Raw genomic sequence first — 17,941 nt, 5'->3', positions numbered from 1 at the left:
CGTTCCGCTGCCACGGGCTCCGCGCCTACGGCCGGTAGACCGTGCCCGGCACGGGCTCCGCGGGAGCCATCAGCTGGGGGACCGTCACGAAGGTGTAGCCGCGCTTCTTCAGCGCGTCGATGATGCCCGGCACGGCGGGCACGGTGCCCTTGTATATGTCGTGCAGCAGGATGACGCCGTCCTTGCCCGCCTGGTCGAGAATCCGCTTCCTGATCAGCGCGGAGTCGTTCGTGGAGTAGTCCTTCGCGGTCGCGCTCCACAGGATCTGCGACAGACCCAGTTCCTCGCAGACCTCGGAGACCTTGTCGTCGGTGCGGCCCTGCGGCGGACGCATCAGCCGTGGCTTCCTGCCGGTGATCGCCGCGATGGCGTCCTGTGTCTTCTCCAGCTCGGCCCGTATCTCGGCGGGCGTCCGGTCGGTCAGGATCTCGTGCGACCAGGTGTGGTTGGCCACCTCGTGTCCCTCGGCTTCGATGCGCCGCACGGTGTCGGGGTACTTGGTCACGTGCTTCTTGCCGAGCAGGAAGAAGGTCGCGGGCACCTTCTTCTCCTTGAGTGTGTCCAGGAGCCGCGGGGTGTCCTCGGCGGGACCCGCGTCGAAGGTCAGCGCTATGCACTTCGCCTTGCGGCAGTCGACCTGCCCGAACGAGCCCTTGGCGTCGGACGCCGCGTCCTGGCGTGCCGAACCGGGCGCCGTGGTCTCCATCGAGCAGCCACTGAGCGCCAGTGTGAGCGCGGTCACCAGTACGGCAGCCAACCCGGAACCGGACGACGTCGTCTTTCTGGGCACAGCAGGTCACTCCTCAAGGCCGGCCGCGCACGGGCTGTGCGGCACGCCGAGGACTATACATAACGCGTATACATAGAGTGTATAGAGGTGCCTCGGGCCGTCGGGCCGGGCGGAGCGGCCGGGCGGTTCCCTGGGGAACTGGGAAATACTGACCGGGCTGCGGCGATGGCCGACGGCCAGGGAAGCTTTCATCGGCGGGAATGCGTATGAGGGGTGCTGACGTGCACGGGAGTGAACGCGGGAGTGAACCCGGCGCGGTCGGCGGGAGTGGTGCGGACCAGGAATTCCTGTCCCTGGAACGGGAGTTGGCCGTGTTCCTGCGCCGGGCGCGGGCCAGTTCCGGCGAGATGGCCCGCGAGGTGCACCCGGATCTGGAGTCCGCCGCCTACGGACTCCTCGTACGGCTGGAGTCGGCCGGCCCGCAGCGGGCCACCGATCTCGCCGGCTACATCGGCGTCGGCAAGGCGACCATGAGCCGCCAGCTGCGCGCCCTGGAGGCGCTCGGCCTGGTGGCCCGTGAACCCGACCCGGCCGACGGCCGCGCCTGGCTCGTCCACCTCACCGACGAGGGACTCGCCCGCTTCCGGAGCGTCCGGGACGCCCGCCGCGACCGCTACGTACGCAAGCTCGCCGACTGGGACCGAGCCGAGGTCGCCGAACTGGCGCGGCTGCTGCACCAGCTGAACGCGCGGGCCGAGGACTGAACCGGCGCGAGCCCGGCCTTCCGCACGGCAGCTCCTAGAAAGCTGCTGAAGATCTTGTGTGGGGGCTGTCCGGCCGTGGGCCGGGCGGCCCTTTCGCTATGCGGTGGGCGGGGTGAGGGCCCAGGTGTCGCCGGTTCGGGTGAGTCCGAGGTGGATCAGTCGGCGGAGGTTGAGGGCTGCTGCGCGGTGGTGGAGCCAGGTGTCGTTCTTCAGGACGCCGCGGTAGGGCACTCTGCGGTTGCCCCGTGCGACGAGCCAGGCGATGGCCCGTTCGACCGGTGGCCGCCAACGCCGGTACTCGGCTTGCCAGCCGGGGCTGGTGGCAGCCTCGTCACGGGCGGCCTTGAGCAGGTCGTACTTGGCGTGGACGGTGAAGACCCGGCCGGTCTTGGACTTCGTGCAGTGTTCCCGCAGCGGACAGCCGGTGCACAGTTTCTTGAACTGGGCCTGGCGTTCGCCGCCCCGGCGGACCTGGCCAAGGGGAACGGTGTGTCCGGCCGGGCAGGTGACCTGCCCGTTCGTGGTGTCGACGTCGAAGTCGTCGGCGGTGAAACCGCCGGGGACGGCCGGCCGCAGCGGTGGTGGCTTGAGGACCAGGTGGTGTCCCTGCTCTTGCAGGTGCTCGCGTAACTCGCCGGTGCCGTAAGCGGCATCGCCCAGGACTGTGACCGGGGATTCCTCGTCGGCGAGGAGATCCCGGGCGACGGCTGCCTCGTGGTTGTGGGCTCCGCTGCCGGCGGTCAGCGCGACCTCGGTGAACAGCCCTTCCTCGGGCTCGAACGCCACATGGGCACGGAAACCCTCCTGGTGGCGGGAGCGGTTCTTGTGGATGTGCCGGGCCTCGGAATCGACCGTGGAAACGGTGCGGTCGTAGACCGTGCGACGGGCGATGCGCCACCGCCCGTCCCGCCCGTCGGAGCCGTCGACGGGTTCCACGTCCTGCCCGGCGACCAGCGCGAGAAGGCCGACCGCGTGCGCCGCAGCCTCTCCCAGCTCCTGCTCGGGCAGCCGGCCCAGCAGGTTCAGTGCGTCGGTGACCAGGGCATCGACCAGATCGGCGCGGGCCTGCTCGTCGTTCCAGACGATCTTCGGTTTGCCCGGATCGGTGTAGTCGTGGGCGGTGCACCACCGGTCGGCGACCTGCTGGGCGCCCGGGACCTCGCGGACCACCCGGCGGACCGCGGCGACCAGCTGAGTGACCGTGTCCTGGGTGGCGACCGCGTCGTCCAACACCGTCGAGTCCAGCGCCCGGCGCTGCTTCCCCTTGAGCACACCGGTGGCCGCGACGACCTCCCTGACCTTCGCGAACAGCCGGTTCGGGTCACCGGAGCGCTGCAGTCGACGACGGAAATACGTCAACAATGACGGATCAAACGCAGTGTCATGCAGCCCGAGTCCGCACGCGGCCTTCCAGCGCAGATCGCAGCGCAACTCCTGCACCGTCTCGAAATCCGAGAGCCCGTGCAGGCTCTGGAGCACCACCGTGGCGGCCAGCACCTGCGGCGGCAACGAGGGACGCCCGTTCGTCGAGGGATACATGTCCGTGAACATGGCACCGGGGAAGATGACCTCGCGATGCTCAGCCAGAAACGCGAACACACTCCCGGCCGGGATCAACTCCCGGCACGTCTCCCACACGTCCTCGCCGACGCTCTCCCCAGCCCATTCCCCCTGCATGAACACAAGACTGGCCCCACTCCACCCGGAGCGGGGCCAGAACCCAATATTTTCAGCAATCTTCTAGGTCCTGTCTGGAGTTCCCCCGCGGCGTCGCGGCGTCCGGCACCGCCGCCTCCGGCGTTGTCGTCAGTCGCGAGGGCTCCGCCATCGCTCCCTCCTCCGCCTTGGATTCGACGGCACCGGACGCCGCTCCTTCTCCCGCGCTGGAACTCCAGACAGGACCTAGAACTCGACGAGGACCGCCGTCGCGTCGTCATGGGTCTTGCTCCGGCGCAGGAATCGACGGTCCGTGTCCGCCCGCTCCAGCTCCCGCACCCGGTCGATGAGCCCCTGGGGCCCCGCCTTGCGCAGGAGTTCCAGGGTGGCCGTCCAGTCGCCTACCCGGAACTTCTCCGTCCAGCGGCTCGCCCCGTCCGTCAGCGCGGCCAGGGAGCGGACCTCCGCGCGCGGCAGCCGGCCGGTCACCGCGCGGGACGCCACCCGGTGGTCGGCGGCGGCGGTGAAGAAGCCGCCCTCCTTGTTCCGGGCCCGGGCGTCGGCGACGGCCTCCGAGGCGAGGGTGCCGGGCGGCAGCCGGTCGAGCCGGTCGTCGAGGACCGCGCGCACCGCCCCGTCCGGCGACTCCAGGAGGAGCACCGAGTCGGAGAGGACCAGGTATTCGATCTCCTGTTCGTCCCAGCGTGCGAGCACCACGGTCGCCTGCGGCGTCCGAACGTGAGAAAGGTCACACGGGGAGCGGTGTGTGTCGGCGGTGCGCCGGATGGACTCGGCGAGGGCCTCCGTCAGCGTCAGATCTCGGCGCGAAGAGGACAGTTCGGCCAGTGCGCCACCGAGCCGGGCGGTGAACCAGGGGACCGAGTGCACACAACCGTCGCCACCCTCCGGTGGCGTCACGCCGTCGAGCAGGACGAGTGCCCCACCCTGGCCGCACGCGGGAAGTGCGGCGGACACCCAGTCCTCATTGGGGCGTTCCGGACTGCCGGATTCGGTGGCGAGTTCCATGCGCATGCGGCCAGTCTGCACGACGCCTTCACGAGCCCTGCACGGGCTGGCCGTTGGCCCGTACCAGCAGGTCAGCCGGGCCGTTACGAACGGAGTGAAATGCTCCGTGGAGGGTGCGGGCGGGCATCCTGCCAAAGCCGGGGCGGAACTTCCACCCAGTGGCCCGTGCATGACCGGCGGCGCCGGTGGGGAGACTTGTTCGCCAACTCCGGAGTGATGTTCACTCGTTCGAGTGGCGGAGCGGTTGATGCGTGCGCCCCTCTCAAAAGCACTGGAATGGTCAGAAGCCGTACCAGGGGTGGGGGCGCATTTCCACGTGACCGTACGTCACCTCTGCTTCATGGGTGGACGAGTCAAGATTGCGAGCACCGGTGCAGAAGAAGCGGCCTCGGAGCAAGGGCAGCACGCGCGACGGTTCCGGGGCGACCCCTCCGGTGCCGGGCGCCGCCAAACGGACCGTACGGGTACGCAGTCGGCTGGTCGCGGGTGTCGCGGTCGTCGGCATCACCGTCATCGCCGCGGGCGCGCCCGCGGCGCTGGGAGCCTCGGCCGATCTCAACGAGTCCCAGCGGCTGGTCACCCTCTCCGAACTCAACCAGCAGGCCATCACGCTCGCGCACTCCCTCGCCGACGAACGCGACGAGGTCACCGCGTACATCGCGGCGGGCCGAGAGGAGTCGGCGACCGAAGGCCCGGGGGATACCTCGGCCGCCCGCGTCGACCAGCAGGTGGACGAGATCCGTGCCGAGGCCCCCGCGGGCCTGCGCAGGGACCTCTCCACCATCCCCTCGCTGCGCCGCGACGCCCTCTCCGGCAAGGGCTCGGCCATGGAGGCCCACCGGGCGTACTCCGAGGTCATCTCCAAGCTCCACGGCCTCGCCGAGGAACTGGCGGGCAGGACACCGCCGCGCGCCGCCGGCTCCACCCGCGCGCCGCTCGCACTCGGCGGCGCCGTCGAGCAGGCATCGGCCACCCGGGGGCTGCTCCTCGCCGCGCTCGCCGTACCGCGTGGCGAAACCGTCAGCCAGACCGACCCGTTCACCGGGCTGCCGGTGGAGGTCCAGGGCGAGAGCTCCACCGAGGACGCCCGCGACCGGGACGAACTGAGCGCCGCCGCCCAGCAGGCGCGGGTCCGTGAACTCGCCTCGCTCGCCGAATTCGACCAGGCGGCGAACCCGGTCGCCCGCGACAAGCTCTCCTCCACGGTCACGGGCCCCGAGGTCAACAGCGCGGAGAAGTACCTCTCCAGGCTGACCGATCGCCCCGAGCTGTCCGACACCGACCGGAAGGCCGACCGCAAGAAGGTCGCGGCCGCCCTCTCCGCCCGCATCGACCGGATGCGCGGTGTCGAGTCGGCCCTCGGCACCGCCCAGGTCCAGCGCCTCGAGAAGCTCCGCGACGACGACGTCACCGCACTCGAACTGCGGCTCGCGCTGCTCGGCGGCTGCTTCCTGATCGTCGTGGGCGTCTCCACCGCCGTCGCCCGCACCCTCACCCAGCCGCTCGCCGTCCTGCGGATCGGTGCCGCCCGGCTCGCGGGCGAGCCCGAGACCGCCGAAGCGATCCGCTACACCGGCCGCAACGACGAGTTCGCCCAGGTGGTCCGGTCCATCAACGCGCTGCACGGCAAGCTGTACGAGCTGCACGACACGTTCGGTACGGAGCTGGAGACCCTCCGGAGCGAGCGCGGCGAACTGATCGCGGGCCGCGAGGCACTCACCGTCCAGCGAGCCGAACTCCAGGTCCACGCGGCCGATCTCGCCGCCCAGCTGGAGCGGCTCAAGAACACGGTCCACCACACCTTCGTCAACCTCTCGCTGCGCACCCTCGGTCTCGTCGAGCGCCAGCTCGGTGTCATCGAGAACCTGGAGGAGCGCGAGCAGGACCCGGAGCGTCTCGGCACGCTCTTCAAGCTCGACCACATGGCCACCGTCATGCGCCGCCACAGCGAGAACATGCTGGTCCTCGCTGGCGCCGAGCACGGCCACGGCCACGCGGGGCCGATCCCGCTGGTAGACGTCCTGCGGGCGGCCGTCAGCGAGATCGAGCGGTACGAGCGCGTGACGATCCAGTCCCTGCCGCCGCACGCCCAGATCGCCGGGTTCGCCGCCGACGACCTCAGCCACCTGCTCGCCGAACTCCTGGAGAACGCGACCTCCTTCTCGCCCCCCGACTCCCATGTCGAGCTCTCCGGCTGGCTGCTGGAGACCGGCGAGGTGATGCTCTCCGTGCAGGACGAGGGCATCGGCATGTCGGCCGTCCGGATGGGCGAACTCAACGCCCGGCTGGCCGACCCGGCCTCGTTCGAGGCGGGCGAGCAGAGCGCCGACGGGGCCGGGCTCGGCCTCCAGGTGACCTCGCTGCTGGCCGCGCGCCACGGCGTACGGGTGCAGCTGCGCGAGCAGAAGGGCAACGGGGTGGCGGCGGTCGTCGTCCTGCCGCAGGCCCTGCTGCCGAAGGCGCCGCCCGCGGCCTCACCGCCGCCGGTGCACAAGGCCGGGGACGCGCCCACGCTGAACCTGCCGGGCTCGGTCGCCGAGGCCAACTCCAACGCCCTGCCGTCCCGGCCGGGCGAGCTGCCCGGCGACCCGCAGACGGGGACGGCTGATGCGGCACCGGTAGCCGACACGGCCGAGGCGCCGACGGAACCGCAGGCCGAGACGGTGGAAACAGCCGGGAGCACCGAGGCGCCCGAGCACCCCGAGGCATCCGTGGCGTCCGACCCGCTGATCGCGGCGGCCGAGCAGACCATCCGGGAAGCCGGTGTCACCCCCTCCGAACCGGCGACGCCCCAGCCCCGTCCGGCCCGCGCAGAGCCCGAGGCCGAGACCACGATGCAGGTCAGGCTCCCGCTGTCGCCGGATGCCCCCGACCCGTACGCCATCGGCCCTGACCGGCACGAGCGCGCCGCCGACAACGACGCCGCGCCGACACCGCAACCTCACGCCGAGCCCCTGCCGGCCGCCGCCGCGGACCCGTTCACGCCGACGGCACCCGCACCGCCGGAGTCGCCAGCTCCTGCCCCCGCACCAGCCCCTGCACCCGCTGCCCAGACCGTCCCCGGCCCCCGGCAGCCGCAGGGCGAGGAGCACAGCGAGGACGAAGGCGTCGTCACGGAGAAGGGGCTGCCCAAGCGCACCCCCAGGGTCGTCAAGCCCGCGGGGGCTCCCGCCGTCGAGCGGAAGGAAAGCCTGGACAAGGACGCCCTGCGCCGCAGGCTCGGAGGCTTCCACCAGGGTGCCAAGGACGGCCGCCGCGACGTCGAGGCGGAGATCGCCGAGGACACGCTGGGCGGCGGCATCGCTGTCGCCGCGCACACCGACCACACTGAGCTGACCGACCGTAGCGACGGTCGATCCGATGAGACGGGGGACACAGTCGAGGAGGCACGCAGTTGACTGCGCCCAGCACGTTCGGGCTGAGCACCGAGGCCCGGAATCTTCACTGGTTGCTGAGCAATCTCGTGGAGGAGGTGCCAGGGGTCCACTCGGTCACCGTCGTCTCGTCCGACGGACTCATGCTGCTCTCCTCCGACCCCGGCCACCTGAACGTCCCCGCGGCCGACAGAAGGAGCGGCCCCCGGGGCTCCAGCGCCGACCTGGCCACCATCGTCTCCGGCATCGGCTCTCTCACCGCGGGAGCCGCCAAGCTGATGGACGGCGGCGGCGTCAAGCAGACGATGGTCGCGATGGACGAAGGCAGCGTCTTCGTCATGTCCATCAGCGACGGCTCGCTGCTCGGCGTGCACGCCACCCCCGACTGCGACATGAGTGTCGTCGCCTACCACATGGCGCTCTTCGTCGGCCGCGCCGGACACGTACTCACCCCCGAACTCCGCAGTGAACTGCGCAAATCGATGGAGAGCGCCCAGTGACCTCCGCTGCTGAACCCGCCCGAAGGCTCCCCGTACGCGGCGCCGACAAGCGCCCCGCCCGGGTCCGCCCGTACTCCCTCACGGGCGGACGCACCCGTTTCGGTCACGTCCTCCTCGTCGAGACGTTCGTCGCCGCACTCGAAGCCCCCGACGAGCGCCGCGAACTCACCAACGGCAACCTCGCCTCGCGCGTCATGCCGGAGCTCCGGGCCATCGTCGAACTCTGCCGTCGCATGCGTACGGTCGCGGAGATCTCAGCCCTGCTGAAGATGCCGCTCGGCGTGGTCCGGGTGCTGCTCAGCGATTTGGCCGACCAGGGAAAGATCCGCGTGTACGGAACCGGTCACGGCACCGGCCAGCCCGACCGCGCACTGCTCGAAAGGGTGCTCAATGGACTCCGCCGTCTCTGAGCCGACGCTCTTCGCCCCCCGTCAGCCTGGACCGGCGGACCAGACCGAGGAATCCCTCCAGCCCTGGCAGCTGGACCACACCCGTGCGCCCATCGCGACGAAGATCGTGGTCGCGGGCGGCTTCGGCGTCGGCAAGACGACCTTCGTGGGCTCGGTCTCCGAGATCACCCCGCTGAAGACCGAGGCGCTGATGACGCAGGCCAGTGAGGAGACCGACGACCTCACCGCCACACCGGACAAGGTCACCACGACCGTGGCGATGGACTTCGGCCGCGTCACGCTCGACGACGACCTCGTCCTGTACGTGTTCGGCACACCTGGTCAGCAGCGCTTCTGGTTCATGTGGGACGACCTGGTGCGCGGCGCCATCGGTGCGGTCGTGCTCGCCGACACCCGGCGCCTCGCCGACTGCTTCCCCGCGCTCGACTACTTCGAGAGCTGCGGTCTTCCCTACATCGTCGCGGTCAACCACTTCCAGGGGACACCCGGTTACGAGGCCGTGGACGTCAGGGAGGCCCTGACCGTACCCCCGCACGTGCCTGTTGTGATCATGGACGCGCGTAACAGGATCACTGTCATCGAGTCGCTGCTGACCCTGGTGGGTCACGCTCTTGAGGCCACCCCGGCATAGCTGACACGCGTACGAACCACGTAACGGAGAACCGCGATGCGGAAGATACTCATAGTCGGAGCCGGTCAGTCCGGGCTCCAGCTCGCCCTCGGACTGCAGTCGAGCGGCTACGAAGTCACCCTGATGTCCAACCGCACGGCCGACGAGATCCGGACCGGCCGGGTCATGTCGACGCAGTGCATGTTCCACACCGCGCTCCAGCACGAGCGCGACCTCCAGCTGAACTTCTGGGAGACGCAGGCCCCCCGCATCGAGGGCCTCGGGGTGTCCGTCGCCGCGCCCGACTCCTCGCGCGCCGTCGACTGGGTCGGCAGGCTGGACGGCTTCGCGCAGTCCGTCGACCAGCGCGTCAAGATGGCCGGCTGGATGGAGACCTTCGCCCAGCGCGGCGGTCAGCTCGTCATCCACGGCGCTGCCGTCTCCGACCTGGACTACTTCTCCCGCACCTACGACCTCGTGATGGTCTCGGCCGGCAAGGGCGAGCTGGTCTCCATGTTCGGCCGGGACGCCTCGCGTTCACCGTTCGACGCCCCGCAGCGCGCACTGGCCGTGGCCTACGTGCACGGCATGGGCCCGCGCCCCGAGCACCCCGACTACGACGCGGTCCGCTGCAACCTGGTCCCGGGGGTCGGCGAGCTGTTCGTCATGCCGACCCTGACCATCTCCGGCCGCGCGGACATCCTGTTCTGGGAAGGCGTCCCGGGCGGACCGCTCGACGCCTTCCAGGGCATCAAGGACCCCTCCGAGCACCTCGCCAAGACGCTGGAGCTGATGGAGAAGTTCACGCCGTGGGAGTACGCCCGCGCCACCAAGGTCGAGCTGACCGACGCGAACGGCACGCTCGCGGGCCGTTACGCCCCCACCGTGCGCAAGCCGGTCGGCCGGCTCCCCGGCGGCGGCCTGGTCCTCGGCGTCGCGGACGTGGTCGTGGCCAACGACCCGATCACCGGCCAGGGTTCCAACTCGGCTTCCAAGTGCGCGCACGCCTACCTTGAGTCGATCATCGAGCACGGCGACCGGGAGTTCGACGCGGACTGGATGCAGTCCACGTTCGACCGCTACTGGGACACCGCGCAGCACGTCGTGAGGTGGACCAACGCGATGCTCGGCGTCCCGCCGGAGCACGTGCTGAACCTGATCGGTGCCGGCGGCCAGCTCCAGCCGGTCGCCGACCGCATCGCCAACGGCTTCAACGACCCGGCGGACTTCGACAACTTCTTCTTCGAGCCGGACCGTACGAACGCCTACCTGGCCGAGGTCACGGGTTCCGTGGCCGGCTGACCCGGAACGGGGACCGGGCTGTCACGTCGTTCAGGTCGACGTGACAGCCCGGTGGCTCGTGCGCGGGTCATTCGACCGGGGCGGTGTCCGCCCCGTACCCCGTGTCGGCGCCCTCCGTGGAGTTGTCCGGGAGTTCCGGAGGCGTGTACGTGCTCAGCGGCTCGGCACCCGGGTCCGGGCGTACCGCGCCCAGCAGTGGGTTCGACGCGACCGGTGAGACCTTCACCGTGGTCCCCGGCCGCGGTGCCTGCACCACCATGCCGTTGCCGATGTAGAGCGCCACATGGGTCGCCTTCGGGAAGTAGACCACCAGGTCGCCGGGGCGCAGTGAACGGATCGGCACCTTGGGCAGCTGCCGCCACTGTTCCTGCGAGGTCCGCGGAATCGGCCGCCCGGCCGTCGACCAGGCCTGCGAGGTCAGCCCGGAGCAGTCGAACGACGCCGGTCCCTCGGCGCCCCACACATACGGTTTGCCGAGCTGCCGCACCGCGTACCGCACGGCGTCACCGCCCTGCCGGGACGGCGGCCTGGTCGAGCTGAGGGCCCCTGAGGCGACCAGTTCGCGCTGGGCCGCGTCCGTGCCCTTCTTCTCCAGCAGGGAGACGGCGGCGAGCTGTTCGGTGGTGAGCGAGGCCAGCATGGCCTCGATGTCCTTCAGCCGGGCACGCACCGCGTCGCGCTGCTTCTTCTGCCGTGCGGCGAGCGTCTGCTGCTTGTCGAGCGCCTTGCGGGACGCGGTCGCCAGCTGATCGGCGCGCTCCTCGGCCCCGGCGAGCCGCTCCATCGTCGCGGCCCGGCCCGCCGCCATGCGCTGGATGATGTGGCTCTGGTCCAGGGCGCTCGCGGGGTCACGGGCCAGGAGCAGGCGCATGTACGCCGAGAAGTCGGACCGGCCCTGGTACTGCTCGCGGGCCAGTCGCCCCGCCTCCCCCCGGCCCCGGTCGAGCGCGAGCCGGGCCCGGGCGAGGCCGGCTGCCAGCCTCTTGGCCTCGGCGGTCCGCTTCTTCAGTTCCACCGCGGTGCCGTTGTACGTCTCGCCGGCCTCCTCGGCCTGCTGGTAGAGCGTCCGGAGCTGCTTCAGCAGCCCGGCTACGCTCTCAGGACCGGCGTCGGCATCGTCGTCGGCGAACGCGTCGTCCGCGTCGACCGTCGTCCCTTGCGCACCGACCGCCGTGTCTTCCTCGTTCGCCGATTTGTTCGCCGATTCGTTCACCGGCGGGCCAGGGCTCGGGCCTACGGGTTCGGCGGTGGCGGGGGCGGCCGAGACGACCGCCGCGATCACCGCTGTGCAGAGCGCGCGCAGGACTCTGCCGGGCACGACATCACCTCCGACGACGGAGCGGGGGCCCATCCGTGGGTTTACCCCACAAATGACCGGATCCTCTCCATCCGGTCACATGGTGTCAGGTGATGCAAGCACCGCACGGCGTGGCGGCGGTCAGGTCACCGGGAAGGCGTAGAACGCCCTGCCCCGCTGCACGACGGCGGTCCCGCCCGACGTACGGACCCGGTACGGGGCGAGGGACGTCGCCCCCTTCGGGTCCTTCTCCGGGTCCTGGACTCCGATGTCCTGGAACTTCCACAGCCTCCGCCCGTCGGTGGCCGCGAACGCGGTGACCTGGGTGACGTCCGCCGCGAGCAGCGTCCTCCCGCTGCCGCTGAGGGCGAGGGAGGGCGCGCTGCCGCCGAGGGGCACCTCGGTCGAGCGCCGCCAGCGCAGCCGTCCGGTCTCCCGCTCGACGACGCCGACCTGCTGGTTCCGGTTGGTGACGTGGAGCAGCTCCCCGGCCGGGACGGGGGCGCCGAAGACGGACCCCTCGGTGCCGTTCACCGTCCACAGCGGCTTGCCCGTGGCCGAGTCGAACGCCTGGAGGTCGTCGCCGACCGCCGCGTACAGCTGCCCCTCCTCGTCTCCCGAAGCGCCCCCGTCCGGCGTGACCGTGCCGAACTGCCGGGTCCACAGCGGCTTTCCGGTCTTCCGGTCGAAGCACCGGAACGAGCCCTTGCCCTTCGCCGCCTTGACGTCGGCGGGGGTGAGCGTCGCGGCTGCCTGGCGTACGACGACGTCGTCGGCCCGGACCGCGGTGAGCTGGTACTCCGGCGTGCCGGGGGAGCGTCCTGCGGGCACGGCCGCACGCCAGAGTTCCTTGCGCCGCACGATGTCGTACGCGAAGAGGTGGGCGCGGACGGCCTGGGTGTCCTTGCCGGGCTTCTTGCCCTTCTTCGGCTTCTTGGCCTTCACGGTGACCGTGTGGGAGCCGGTGAACCAGACGACGTTCCCGGAGTGACCGGCGAGCGGGGCTGCCTTGAGGCCAGGTGCGCCGGTGAACGCGGTCGCGTACGCCACACGGTGGACGATCTTGCCGTCCTCGGGGGAGAGCCAGAGGAACTCGGCCGGGCCGGCCAGGAAGCAGAGGTCCTTGCCCGCCGCCAGCACCTCCTGGGTACCGGTGGCGTCCGTCTGCTGCCAGACCTTGCGCCCGGTACGCAGGCTGATGCCGGTCGCCCCGTTCTCGCCGTTCAGCACCAGCAGCTTGTCCTGCCAGACCGCCGAGGTCAGGGGTGCGGGCTCGGACGCCGGGTGGGTGTACATCCACCGCGGCTCCGGCGGCAGTCCCGGGACGGGGCGGCGGGGCTTCGGCGCCGGCTTGTCGTCGGCCGGAGGCGCGGAGTCGTCGGAACCGAGGGCGAGCACGGCGCCCGCGCCCACGAAGAGTCCGGCGGCCCCGGCGGCGAACACGGTGAGCAGGGCCCGGCGGTCGTGCGCGACGCCGGAGAGCCCGGACGGACGGGACGGACCGGGAGGGGCGGCCGGGGCCGGTGCGGGGGCCTGCGAGGGCAGCGGGAGAGGCGCCTGCGGGGCAGGGTGGAAGGGTGCGGTGGCCTGGGGAGCCGCGGACTGTGAAGCCGCGGCCTGAGGAGCGGGGGACTGGGCGTAGGGGTACGGAGCGGGGGCGGACGGGAGCGCCATCTGCTCGCGGGGGATCGCCAGTTGCGTGGTCGGCCGGTCGGTGTGCGGCGGCCGGCTTCCGATGGCCTTGAACCGGGTGGTCCTGCTGTCCTCGACAGCATCCCCGCCCCCGTCACCGGACTGCTCCGGAGGGACGGGCGAGGCGACCGGAACCACCACGGCGTTCTGCGCCACGGGGTTCTCAACCACCGCGTCCTCAACCACCGCGTCCTGCACCACCGCGTCGTGCGTCTCGCCCGCAGGCGGCTCGTCGGCCGGCGGCTTCAGCCCGCGCGCCCAGCTCTCCTGCTCGGCCACCGCCGCCGACAGCGGCTCCGGCAGCCAGTCGCCCCCGGCCAGTGCCGCCGCGCCCTCCAGTGCGAGATCGGCGGCCACCGAGCCCGCCGACGGCCGCTCGGACGGGTCCTTCGCCAGGCAGCGGGCGATCAGCTCACGCAACGCGTCCGGGACGCAGTCCAGTTCGGGGTTGCCGTGCGCGATCCGCTCGGCGGCCTCGTCGGCAGGGCCGTCCGCGAGCGGGGTCGATCCGGTCGCCGCGTACGCGAGCAGCAGCCCCAGGACGAACAGGTCGGACGCCGGGCCCGCCTCCTCGCCCCCCACCTGCTCCGGGGTCAGATAGCCGAGCCGTACGGAGAGCTGCCCGCCCGGCCGCGCCTCGGCGGCCGCCGCCGCGCCCAGCGGCCCGAACGCCGTGAGCCGGGGGCCGTCCTCGGCCAGCAGCACCGTCCCCGGGGCCAGCCCTTGGAGGACGGCCCCGGTGGCGTGCACCCGGGACAGTGTCTCGGCGATGCCGGCGCCCAGTATCCGCACGGCACGCTCGGGGAGCGGTCCGGTGAGGTCGATGGCCTGAGCGAGCGTCAGTGCCGGCACGTACGGCCACGCCGTCCACAGTTCGCCCCCGTCCGGGGCGGCGAGCGGAGCCTGCACCCATCCGCCGGCCAGCCGCTCCGCCGTGCGGGCCTCCGCCTGGAAGCGGCGCCGGAACGCGGGGACGGCGGCGAGCGCGGGCCGTGCCGCGCTGACGACGGCGAGTTCGCCGGTGCCGGTGTCCCTGACCACGTACTGCACGGCGCTCGCCGTCTCACGGAAGCGCGCCAGCACGGTGTACGGGCCGAAGTGACGTGGATCGTCCTGACGCAGCGCCTCCATGGCGCACCCCCCTTGTTACCGTGCCTCGGCACCAGAGCGTCGATCTTAGAGGGTCCGGCCCCGGTTGCCCGGCCCGGACACCCGCTCCGTGCCGACGGGTGTGAGGACTCAGTGCCCGCTGCCGGGCTTCGTCCAGGGCCACTTGAGGGTCCGCCGCTCGCGGCCCTCGGGCGCGTACTCGTACACCCAGCCGCGCGGCAGCCCCAGCCGTCTGGTGTGTCCGGCCGCGATCCGCTGATACGCGTACACGGTGCCGGGACCGCCGTCGGCGTCCGGCACCGGGACCTCGTACCACTTGGGGGGATGGCCGGTCGCGCCGACGAGGACGGGCAGGACCCGGCCGTCCAGGGGGCCGCCTCTGAAGAGGGTCTTCTCGCTTCTCACCGGGTCAGTCTGACGCAGCGGTCAGCAGGTGGGCCGCACCGGCCATCACCGGGAGCACCAGGTCCGCCAGCCGTCCGGCGGGTCCGCCGGCCGATTCCAGCGGCAGCAGGTCCGCCACCGCGGCGGCCGTCTCGGTGTCCGTCGCCGCGGTCGCCGCGAGAAGGGCGATGAGGTGGTCCACGAGCCAGCCGCGCAGTCCGGCGGCCGGGGGCTGCTTCTCCTCGTCCAGCCAGATGAGGGACGCCGCCTCGACGGCCGCGATCCAGGTGCGCACCATCATCCGCAGCCGCGGCCCGGCAGGCCGCTGCCCCGGGCCGTCGCCCCTGCCGAGGTGCAGCAGGATCTGTTCGGCCGCCGCCCGGCGGACCCCGTCCACGATCGCGGTCGTACGGGAGGTGTCGGCGACGCTGCCGCCCTGGAGCAGGGCGCTGAAACCGGCGTCGTGCTCGTCGACGAAGGCGAGATACCGGTCCAGGACCCGCGAGAGCCGTTCCGTGGGCGGCCCGACAGTGGGTTCCGTGAAGCACAGCGTCAGCTCGTCGGCGGCCGACCCGAGCGCCGCCTCGTACAACTGCTGGCGGCCCCCGGGGAAGTACCGGTAGACGAGCGGCCGTGAGACCCCGGCGACCGCCGCCACCTCGTCGAGCGAGACCTCGTCGGGCGCCCGGTGCGCGAAGAGGCCGAGGGCCGCGCCGATGATCTGGGCGCGGCGCACCTCGACGCCGAGCCTTCGGTAGGCGGGGGTCGTCGGGGCTTCAGCGGCGGAGGTCATGCCAGGAAGACTATGGGCTGCCGGTCCCGGTGAGCCGGTCCCGCCCGCCCGGAGCCCGCTCAGGCCAGCAGCCCCGAGCTCTTCCACAGCCTGCGTCCCACTCCGTTCAGCACACCGATGTCGTCGAGGAAGTCGGTCAGCCGCTTGGCGCCCGACTGCATGACCTCGGCACGGTGGCCGCTCGCCTTCACCTGGGCGACGGCTTCCCGGCGGTCCAGGCCGACGTGCTCGTACACCAGCGGATTGACGAAGCAGACGGAGAAGACGCGGGCCGCCTGCCCGCAGCTGACCCGGGTGAGCTCCCGCTCCCAGCGCGGTGCGGTGACCATCTGGCGGCGCAGCTCCTCGCGGGCGTACCGGACGTGGCGCGCCTCCTCCACCACGTGGATGCGGGTCACCCCGCGCACCAGGGTCTGCACGCGCTCGTCCGGGAAGGTCAGCCGCTGCATCCAGTCCAGGATCTCCTCGCCGAGGAGGGTCGAGGCGAACGAACCGGGTGTGGTGGAGATGGTCTTCATGACCCGCGCCAGGTTGTGATAGAGGCGCGGCACGGGGTACTCGGGGGAACCGCCCCAGGCGATCATGCGGCCGAACATCAGGGAATGCCGGCACTCGTCCGCGATCTCGGTGAGGGCGTAACGGACGTGGTTGCTGGTCAGCGCCTTGTCGTAGATGTGCCGGACGAGCAGTTGCATCAGGATGATCTCGAACCAGATACCGAGCGAGGAGAGTGAGGCGGCCTCGTGCCGGGCCAGCTCCATCCGCTGTTCCTCCGACATCTTCCGCCAGAGCGGGGTGTCGTAGAGGGAGACGAGCTCGGGCGGCCAGAACCACTTGCCGTCCTCGATCCCCGCGTCCCAGTCGAGTTCGGTGTCCGGGTCGAAGGAGTGCTTGGCCGAGGATTCGAGCAGACGCGCGGCGATCTGCTCGCGGTCCCGCAGGGGCCCGAGTGCGTCCCGGAGCAACTGCACATCGCGTTCGGTCGCTGTCGACATGGCTGAGCACACCTCACACATGGGTTACCGGCGGTCATCTCTTATGAGACTGCTTGTCAGCAAGCTCGTCAATCCCTTGTGCACGACTTGTTGACCCGATGTCTACCAGCGTGTGAACCTGCCAACTGACGCCAGGAACAAGGAACTCGGCGACGCGACCCGTGCAAGGCGAAGGAGCCGTCCGTGTCGACACATGACCTCTACACCACCGCGCCCGACGAGCAGGTCTGGCAGGTCCCGGCCTCCGGGGCCGCCCGCTTCAGCTGGGACTACGACGACGGCCGGGAGCGGCTGCTCGCCCTCTACCAGAAAGGCAAGGACAAGCAGTGGGACGGCAACAAGCGCATCGACTGGAGCCTGGAGGTCGATCCCACCGACCCGCTCGGCACCCCCGACGAGGCGCTCACGCTGTACGGCACCCCGCACTGGGCGAAGATGACCGAGCGCGACCGCGGCGAGCTGCGCAAGCACTACACCTCCTGGCAGTTCAGCCAGTTCCTGCACGGCGAGCAGGGCGCGATGGTGTGCGCGGCGCGCATCGTGGAGTCGGTCCCCGACCTGGACGCGAAGTTCTACTCCGCGACCCAGACCATGGACGAGGCCCGGCACGCGGAGATCTACGGGCGCTTCCTGCACGAGAAGGTCGGGATGCTCTACCCGATCAACGACAACCTCCAGGGGCTGCTGGGCGACACCCTGCGCGACTCCCGGTGGGACATGCCCTACCTCGGCATGCAGGTCCTCATCGAGGGGCTGGCGCTGGCCGCCTTCGGCATGATCCGCGACACCACGACCAAGCCGCTGCCCAAGCAGATCCTCGCGTACGTCATGCAGGACGAGGCCCGGCACGTGGCCTTCGGCCGGATGGCGCTGCGCGACTACTACAAGGAGCTGAGCGACGCCGAGCGACGGGAGCGTGAGGAGTTCGTCATCGAGGGCTGCTACCTGATGCGTGACCGGCTCAGCGGTGTCGAGGTGCTGGAGAACTTCGGCATCGGCAAGCAGGAGGCCCAGGAGCTCTCCGAGCACTCGGAGTACCTCCAGCTCTTCCGCAAACTCCTCTTCAGCCGGATCGTCCCGTGCGTCAAGGACATCGGTCTGTGGGGAGAGCGGCTCCAGAAGGCGTACGTCGACATGGGGGTCTTCGAGCTCGGTGACTCCAGCCTGGACCTGCTGATGGCTCAGGACGAGGAGATCGCCGAGCAGCTGGACCGCGACCGCTTCGAGGCCGAGGAGCGGGCCCGGGTGACGGAGGTCGCGGACGCGATAGCCCAGGGGAGTGCGGACTGACGTCCGCG

The 17,941-nt window shown here is 71.1% G+C and carries 15 protein-coding genes; 7 read left to right on the top strand and 8 right to left on the bottom strand.

The window, feature by feature from the left end:
- Positions 1-25 precede the first annotated feature (25 nt).
- Positions 26-706 carry a polysaccharide deacetylase family protein gene (locus F0344_RS10385; RefSeq protein WP_374940148.1) on the bottom strand — a complete coding sequence of 227 codons (681 nt, stop codon included), beginning with the start codon at positions 704-706 and terminating at the stop codon, positions 26-28.
- 290 nt (positions 707-996) lie between these two features.
- Here F0344_RS10385 and F0344_RS10380 point away from each other — a divergent pair, with 290 nt between their 5' ends.
- The gene (locus F0344_RS10380) at positions 997-1,494 is read left to right on the top strand and encodes a MarR family winged helix-turn-helix transcriptional regulator (protein WP_258049834.1); all 498 of its coding nucleotides are present in this window, start codon (positions 997-999) and stop codon (positions 1,492-1,494) included.
- Between the two features lie 96 nt (positions 1,495-1,590).
- Here F0344_RS10380 and F0344_RS10375 read toward each other — a convergent pair whose 3' ends face one another.
- Both F0344_RS10375 and F0344_RS10370 read right to left on the bottom strand, forming a co-directional pair.
- The gene (locus F0344_RS10375) at positions 1,591-3,171 is read right to left on the bottom strand and encodes an IS1182 family transposase (protein ID WP_185298508.1); all 1,581 of its coding nucleotides are present in this window, start codon (positions 3,169-3,171) and stop codon (positions 1,591-1,593) included.
- A 225-nt stretch (positions 3,172-3,396) separates the two neighbouring features.
- Positions 3,397-4,182, bottom strand: coding sequence for a protein phosphatase 2C domain-containing protein (locus F0344_RS10370; protein ID WP_185298507.1), 786 nt, complete (start codon positions 4,180-4,182; stop codon positions 3,397-3,399).
- Positions 4,183-4,547: 365 nt separating this feature from the next.
- Here F0344_RS10370 and F0344_RS10365 point away from each other — a divergent pair, with 365 nt between their 5' ends.
- From F0344_RS10365 to F0344_RS10345, 5 genes are read left to right on the top strand one after another with little or no spacing between them, the layout of a single operon-like run.
- Positions 4,548-7,574 (top strand): sensor histidine kinase, encoded by a 3,027-nt coding sequence (locus tag F0344_RS10365; RefSeq protein WP_185302608.1) that lies wholly within the window; start codon positions 4,548-4,550, stop codon positions 7,572-7,574.
- The gene (locus tag F0344_RS10360; protein WP_185298506.1) at positions 7,571-8,050 is read left to right on the top strand and encodes a roadblock/LC7 domain-containing protein; all 480 of its coding nucleotides are present in this window, start codon (positions 7,571-7,573) and stop codon (positions 8,048-8,050) included. Before F0344_RS10365 ends, F0344_RS10360 begins: the two co-directional genes overlap by 4 nt.
- Complete coding sequence (locus F0344_RS10355; RefSeq protein ID WP_185298505.1) at positions 8,047-8,460, top strand: DUF742 domain-containing protein; 414 nt, start codon at positions 8,047-8,049, stop codon at positions 8,458-8,460. Before F0344_RS10360 ends, F0344_RS10355 begins: the two co-directional genes overlap by 4 nt.
- A complete protein-coding gene (locus F0344_RS10350; protein ID WP_185298504.1) occupies positions 8,441-9,091 on the top strand; it encodes a GTP-binding protein in 651 nt (216 codons plus the stop codon). The genes F0344_RS10355 and F0344_RS10350 overlap by 20 nt, the downstream gene beginning before the upstream one ends.
- 36 nt (positions 9,092-9,127) lie before the next feature.
- Positions 9,128-10,372 (top strand): styrene monooxygenase/indole monooxygenase family protein, encoded by a 1,245-nt coding sequence (locus F0344_RS10345; protein ID WP_185298503.1) that lies wholly within the window; start codon positions 9,128-9,130, stop codon positions 10,370-10,372.
- Positions 10,373-10,439: 67 nt separating this feature from the next.
- On the opposite strand, the gene F0344_RS10340 is transcribed toward F0344_RS10345, so the two are convergent.
- The 5 genes from F0344_RS10340 to F0344_RS10320 all read right to left on the bottom strand — a co-directional run bounded on the left by F0344_RS10340 (position 10,440) and on the right by F0344_RS10320 (position 16,643).
- Positions 10,440-11,690, bottom strand: coding sequence for a C40 family peptidase (locus F0344_RS10340; protein ID WP_258049832.1), 1,251 nt, complete (start codon positions 11,688-11,690; stop codon positions 10,440-10,442).
- A gap of 120 nt (positions 11,691-11,810) precedes the next feature.
- A complete protein-coding gene (locus F0344_RS10335) occupies positions 11,811-14,492 on the bottom strand; it encodes an outer membrane protein assembly factor BamB family protein (protein WP_185298501.1) in 2,682 nt (893 codons plus the stop codon).
- A 108-nt stretch (positions 14,493-14,600) separates the two neighbouring features.
- On the bottom strand, positions 14,601-14,876 hold the full coding sequence (locus F0344_RS10330) for a hypothetical protein (protein WP_185298500.1): 276 nt from the start codon (positions 14,874-14,876) through the stop codon (positions 14,601-14,603).
- Positions 14,877-14,880: 4 nt separating this feature from the next.
- Positions 14,881-15,648 carry a TetR/AcrR family transcriptional regulator gene (locus F0344_RS10325; protein ID WP_185298499.1) on the bottom strand — a complete coding sequence of 256 codons (768 nt, stop codon included), beginning with the start codon at positions 15,646-15,648 and terminating at the stop codon, positions 14,881-14,883.
- A gap of 59 nt (positions 15,649-15,707) precedes the next feature.
- On the bottom strand, positions 15,708-16,643 hold the full coding sequence (locus F0344_RS10320) for an AurF N-oxygenase family protein (protein WP_185298498.1): 936 nt from the start codon (positions 16,641-16,643) through the stop codon (positions 15,708-15,710).
- Between the two features lie 183 nt (positions 16,644-16,826).
- Between F0344_RS10320 and F0344_RS10315 the strand changes: the two genes are divergently transcribed.
- Entirely contained in the window at positions 16,827-17,933 is a 1,107-nt protein-coding gene (locus tag F0344_RS10315) for a ferritin-like domain-containing protein (RefSeq protein WP_185298497.1), read from the top strand.
- The last annotated feature ends 8 nt before the right edge of the window (positions 17,934-17,941 follow it).

It is taken from the genome of Streptomyces finlayi, assembly GCF_014216315.1.
Taxonomy (GTDB): Bacteria; Actinomycetota; Actinomycetes; order Streptomycetales; family Streptomycetaceae; genus Streptomyces; species Streptomyces finlayi_A.
The sequence above is the reverse complement of the archived record's forward strand: the minus strand, read 5'-3'. Positions and strand labels throughout refer to the sequence as shown.

Bases quoted from the DNA above. Each gene is read 5' to 3' on its own strand.
- F0344_RS10350 (WP_185298504.1), top strand. From the start codon at position 8,441: ATGGACTCCGCCGTCTCTGAGCCGACGCTCTTCGCCCCCCGTCAGCCT.
- F0344_RS10375 (WP_185298508.1), bottom strand. From the start codon at position 3,171: ATGCAGGGGGAATGGGCTGGGGAGAGCGTCGGCGAGGACGTGTGGGAG.
- F0344_RS10380 (WP_258049834.1), top strand. From the start codon at position 997: ATGAGGGGTGCTGACGTGCACGGGAGTGAACGCGGGAGTGAACCCGGC.
- F0344_RS10385 (WP_374940148.1), bottom strand. From the start codon at position 706: ATGGAGACCACGGCGCCCGGTTCGGCACGCCAGGACGCGGCGTCCGAC.
- F0344_RS10325 (WP_185298499.1), bottom strand. From the start codon at position 15,648: ATGACCTCCGCCGCTGAAGCCCCGACGACCCCCGCCTACCGAAGGCTC.
- F0344_RS10320 (WP_185298498.1), bottom strand. From the start codon at position 16,643: ATGTCGACAGCGACCGAACGCGATGTGCAGTTGCTCCGGGACGCACTC.
- F0344_RS10370 (WP_185298507.1), bottom strand. From the start codon at position 4,182: ATGCGCATGGAACTCGCCACCGAATCCGGCAGTCCGGAACGCCCCAAT.
- F0344_RS10345 (WP_185298503.1), top strand. From the start codon at position 9,128: ATGCGGAAGATACTCATAGTCGGAGCCGGTCAGTCCGGGCTCCAGCTC.
- F0344_RS10335 (WP_185298501.1), bottom strand. From the start codon at position 14,492: ATGGAGGCGCTGCGTCAGGACGATCCACGTCACTTCGGCCCGTACACC.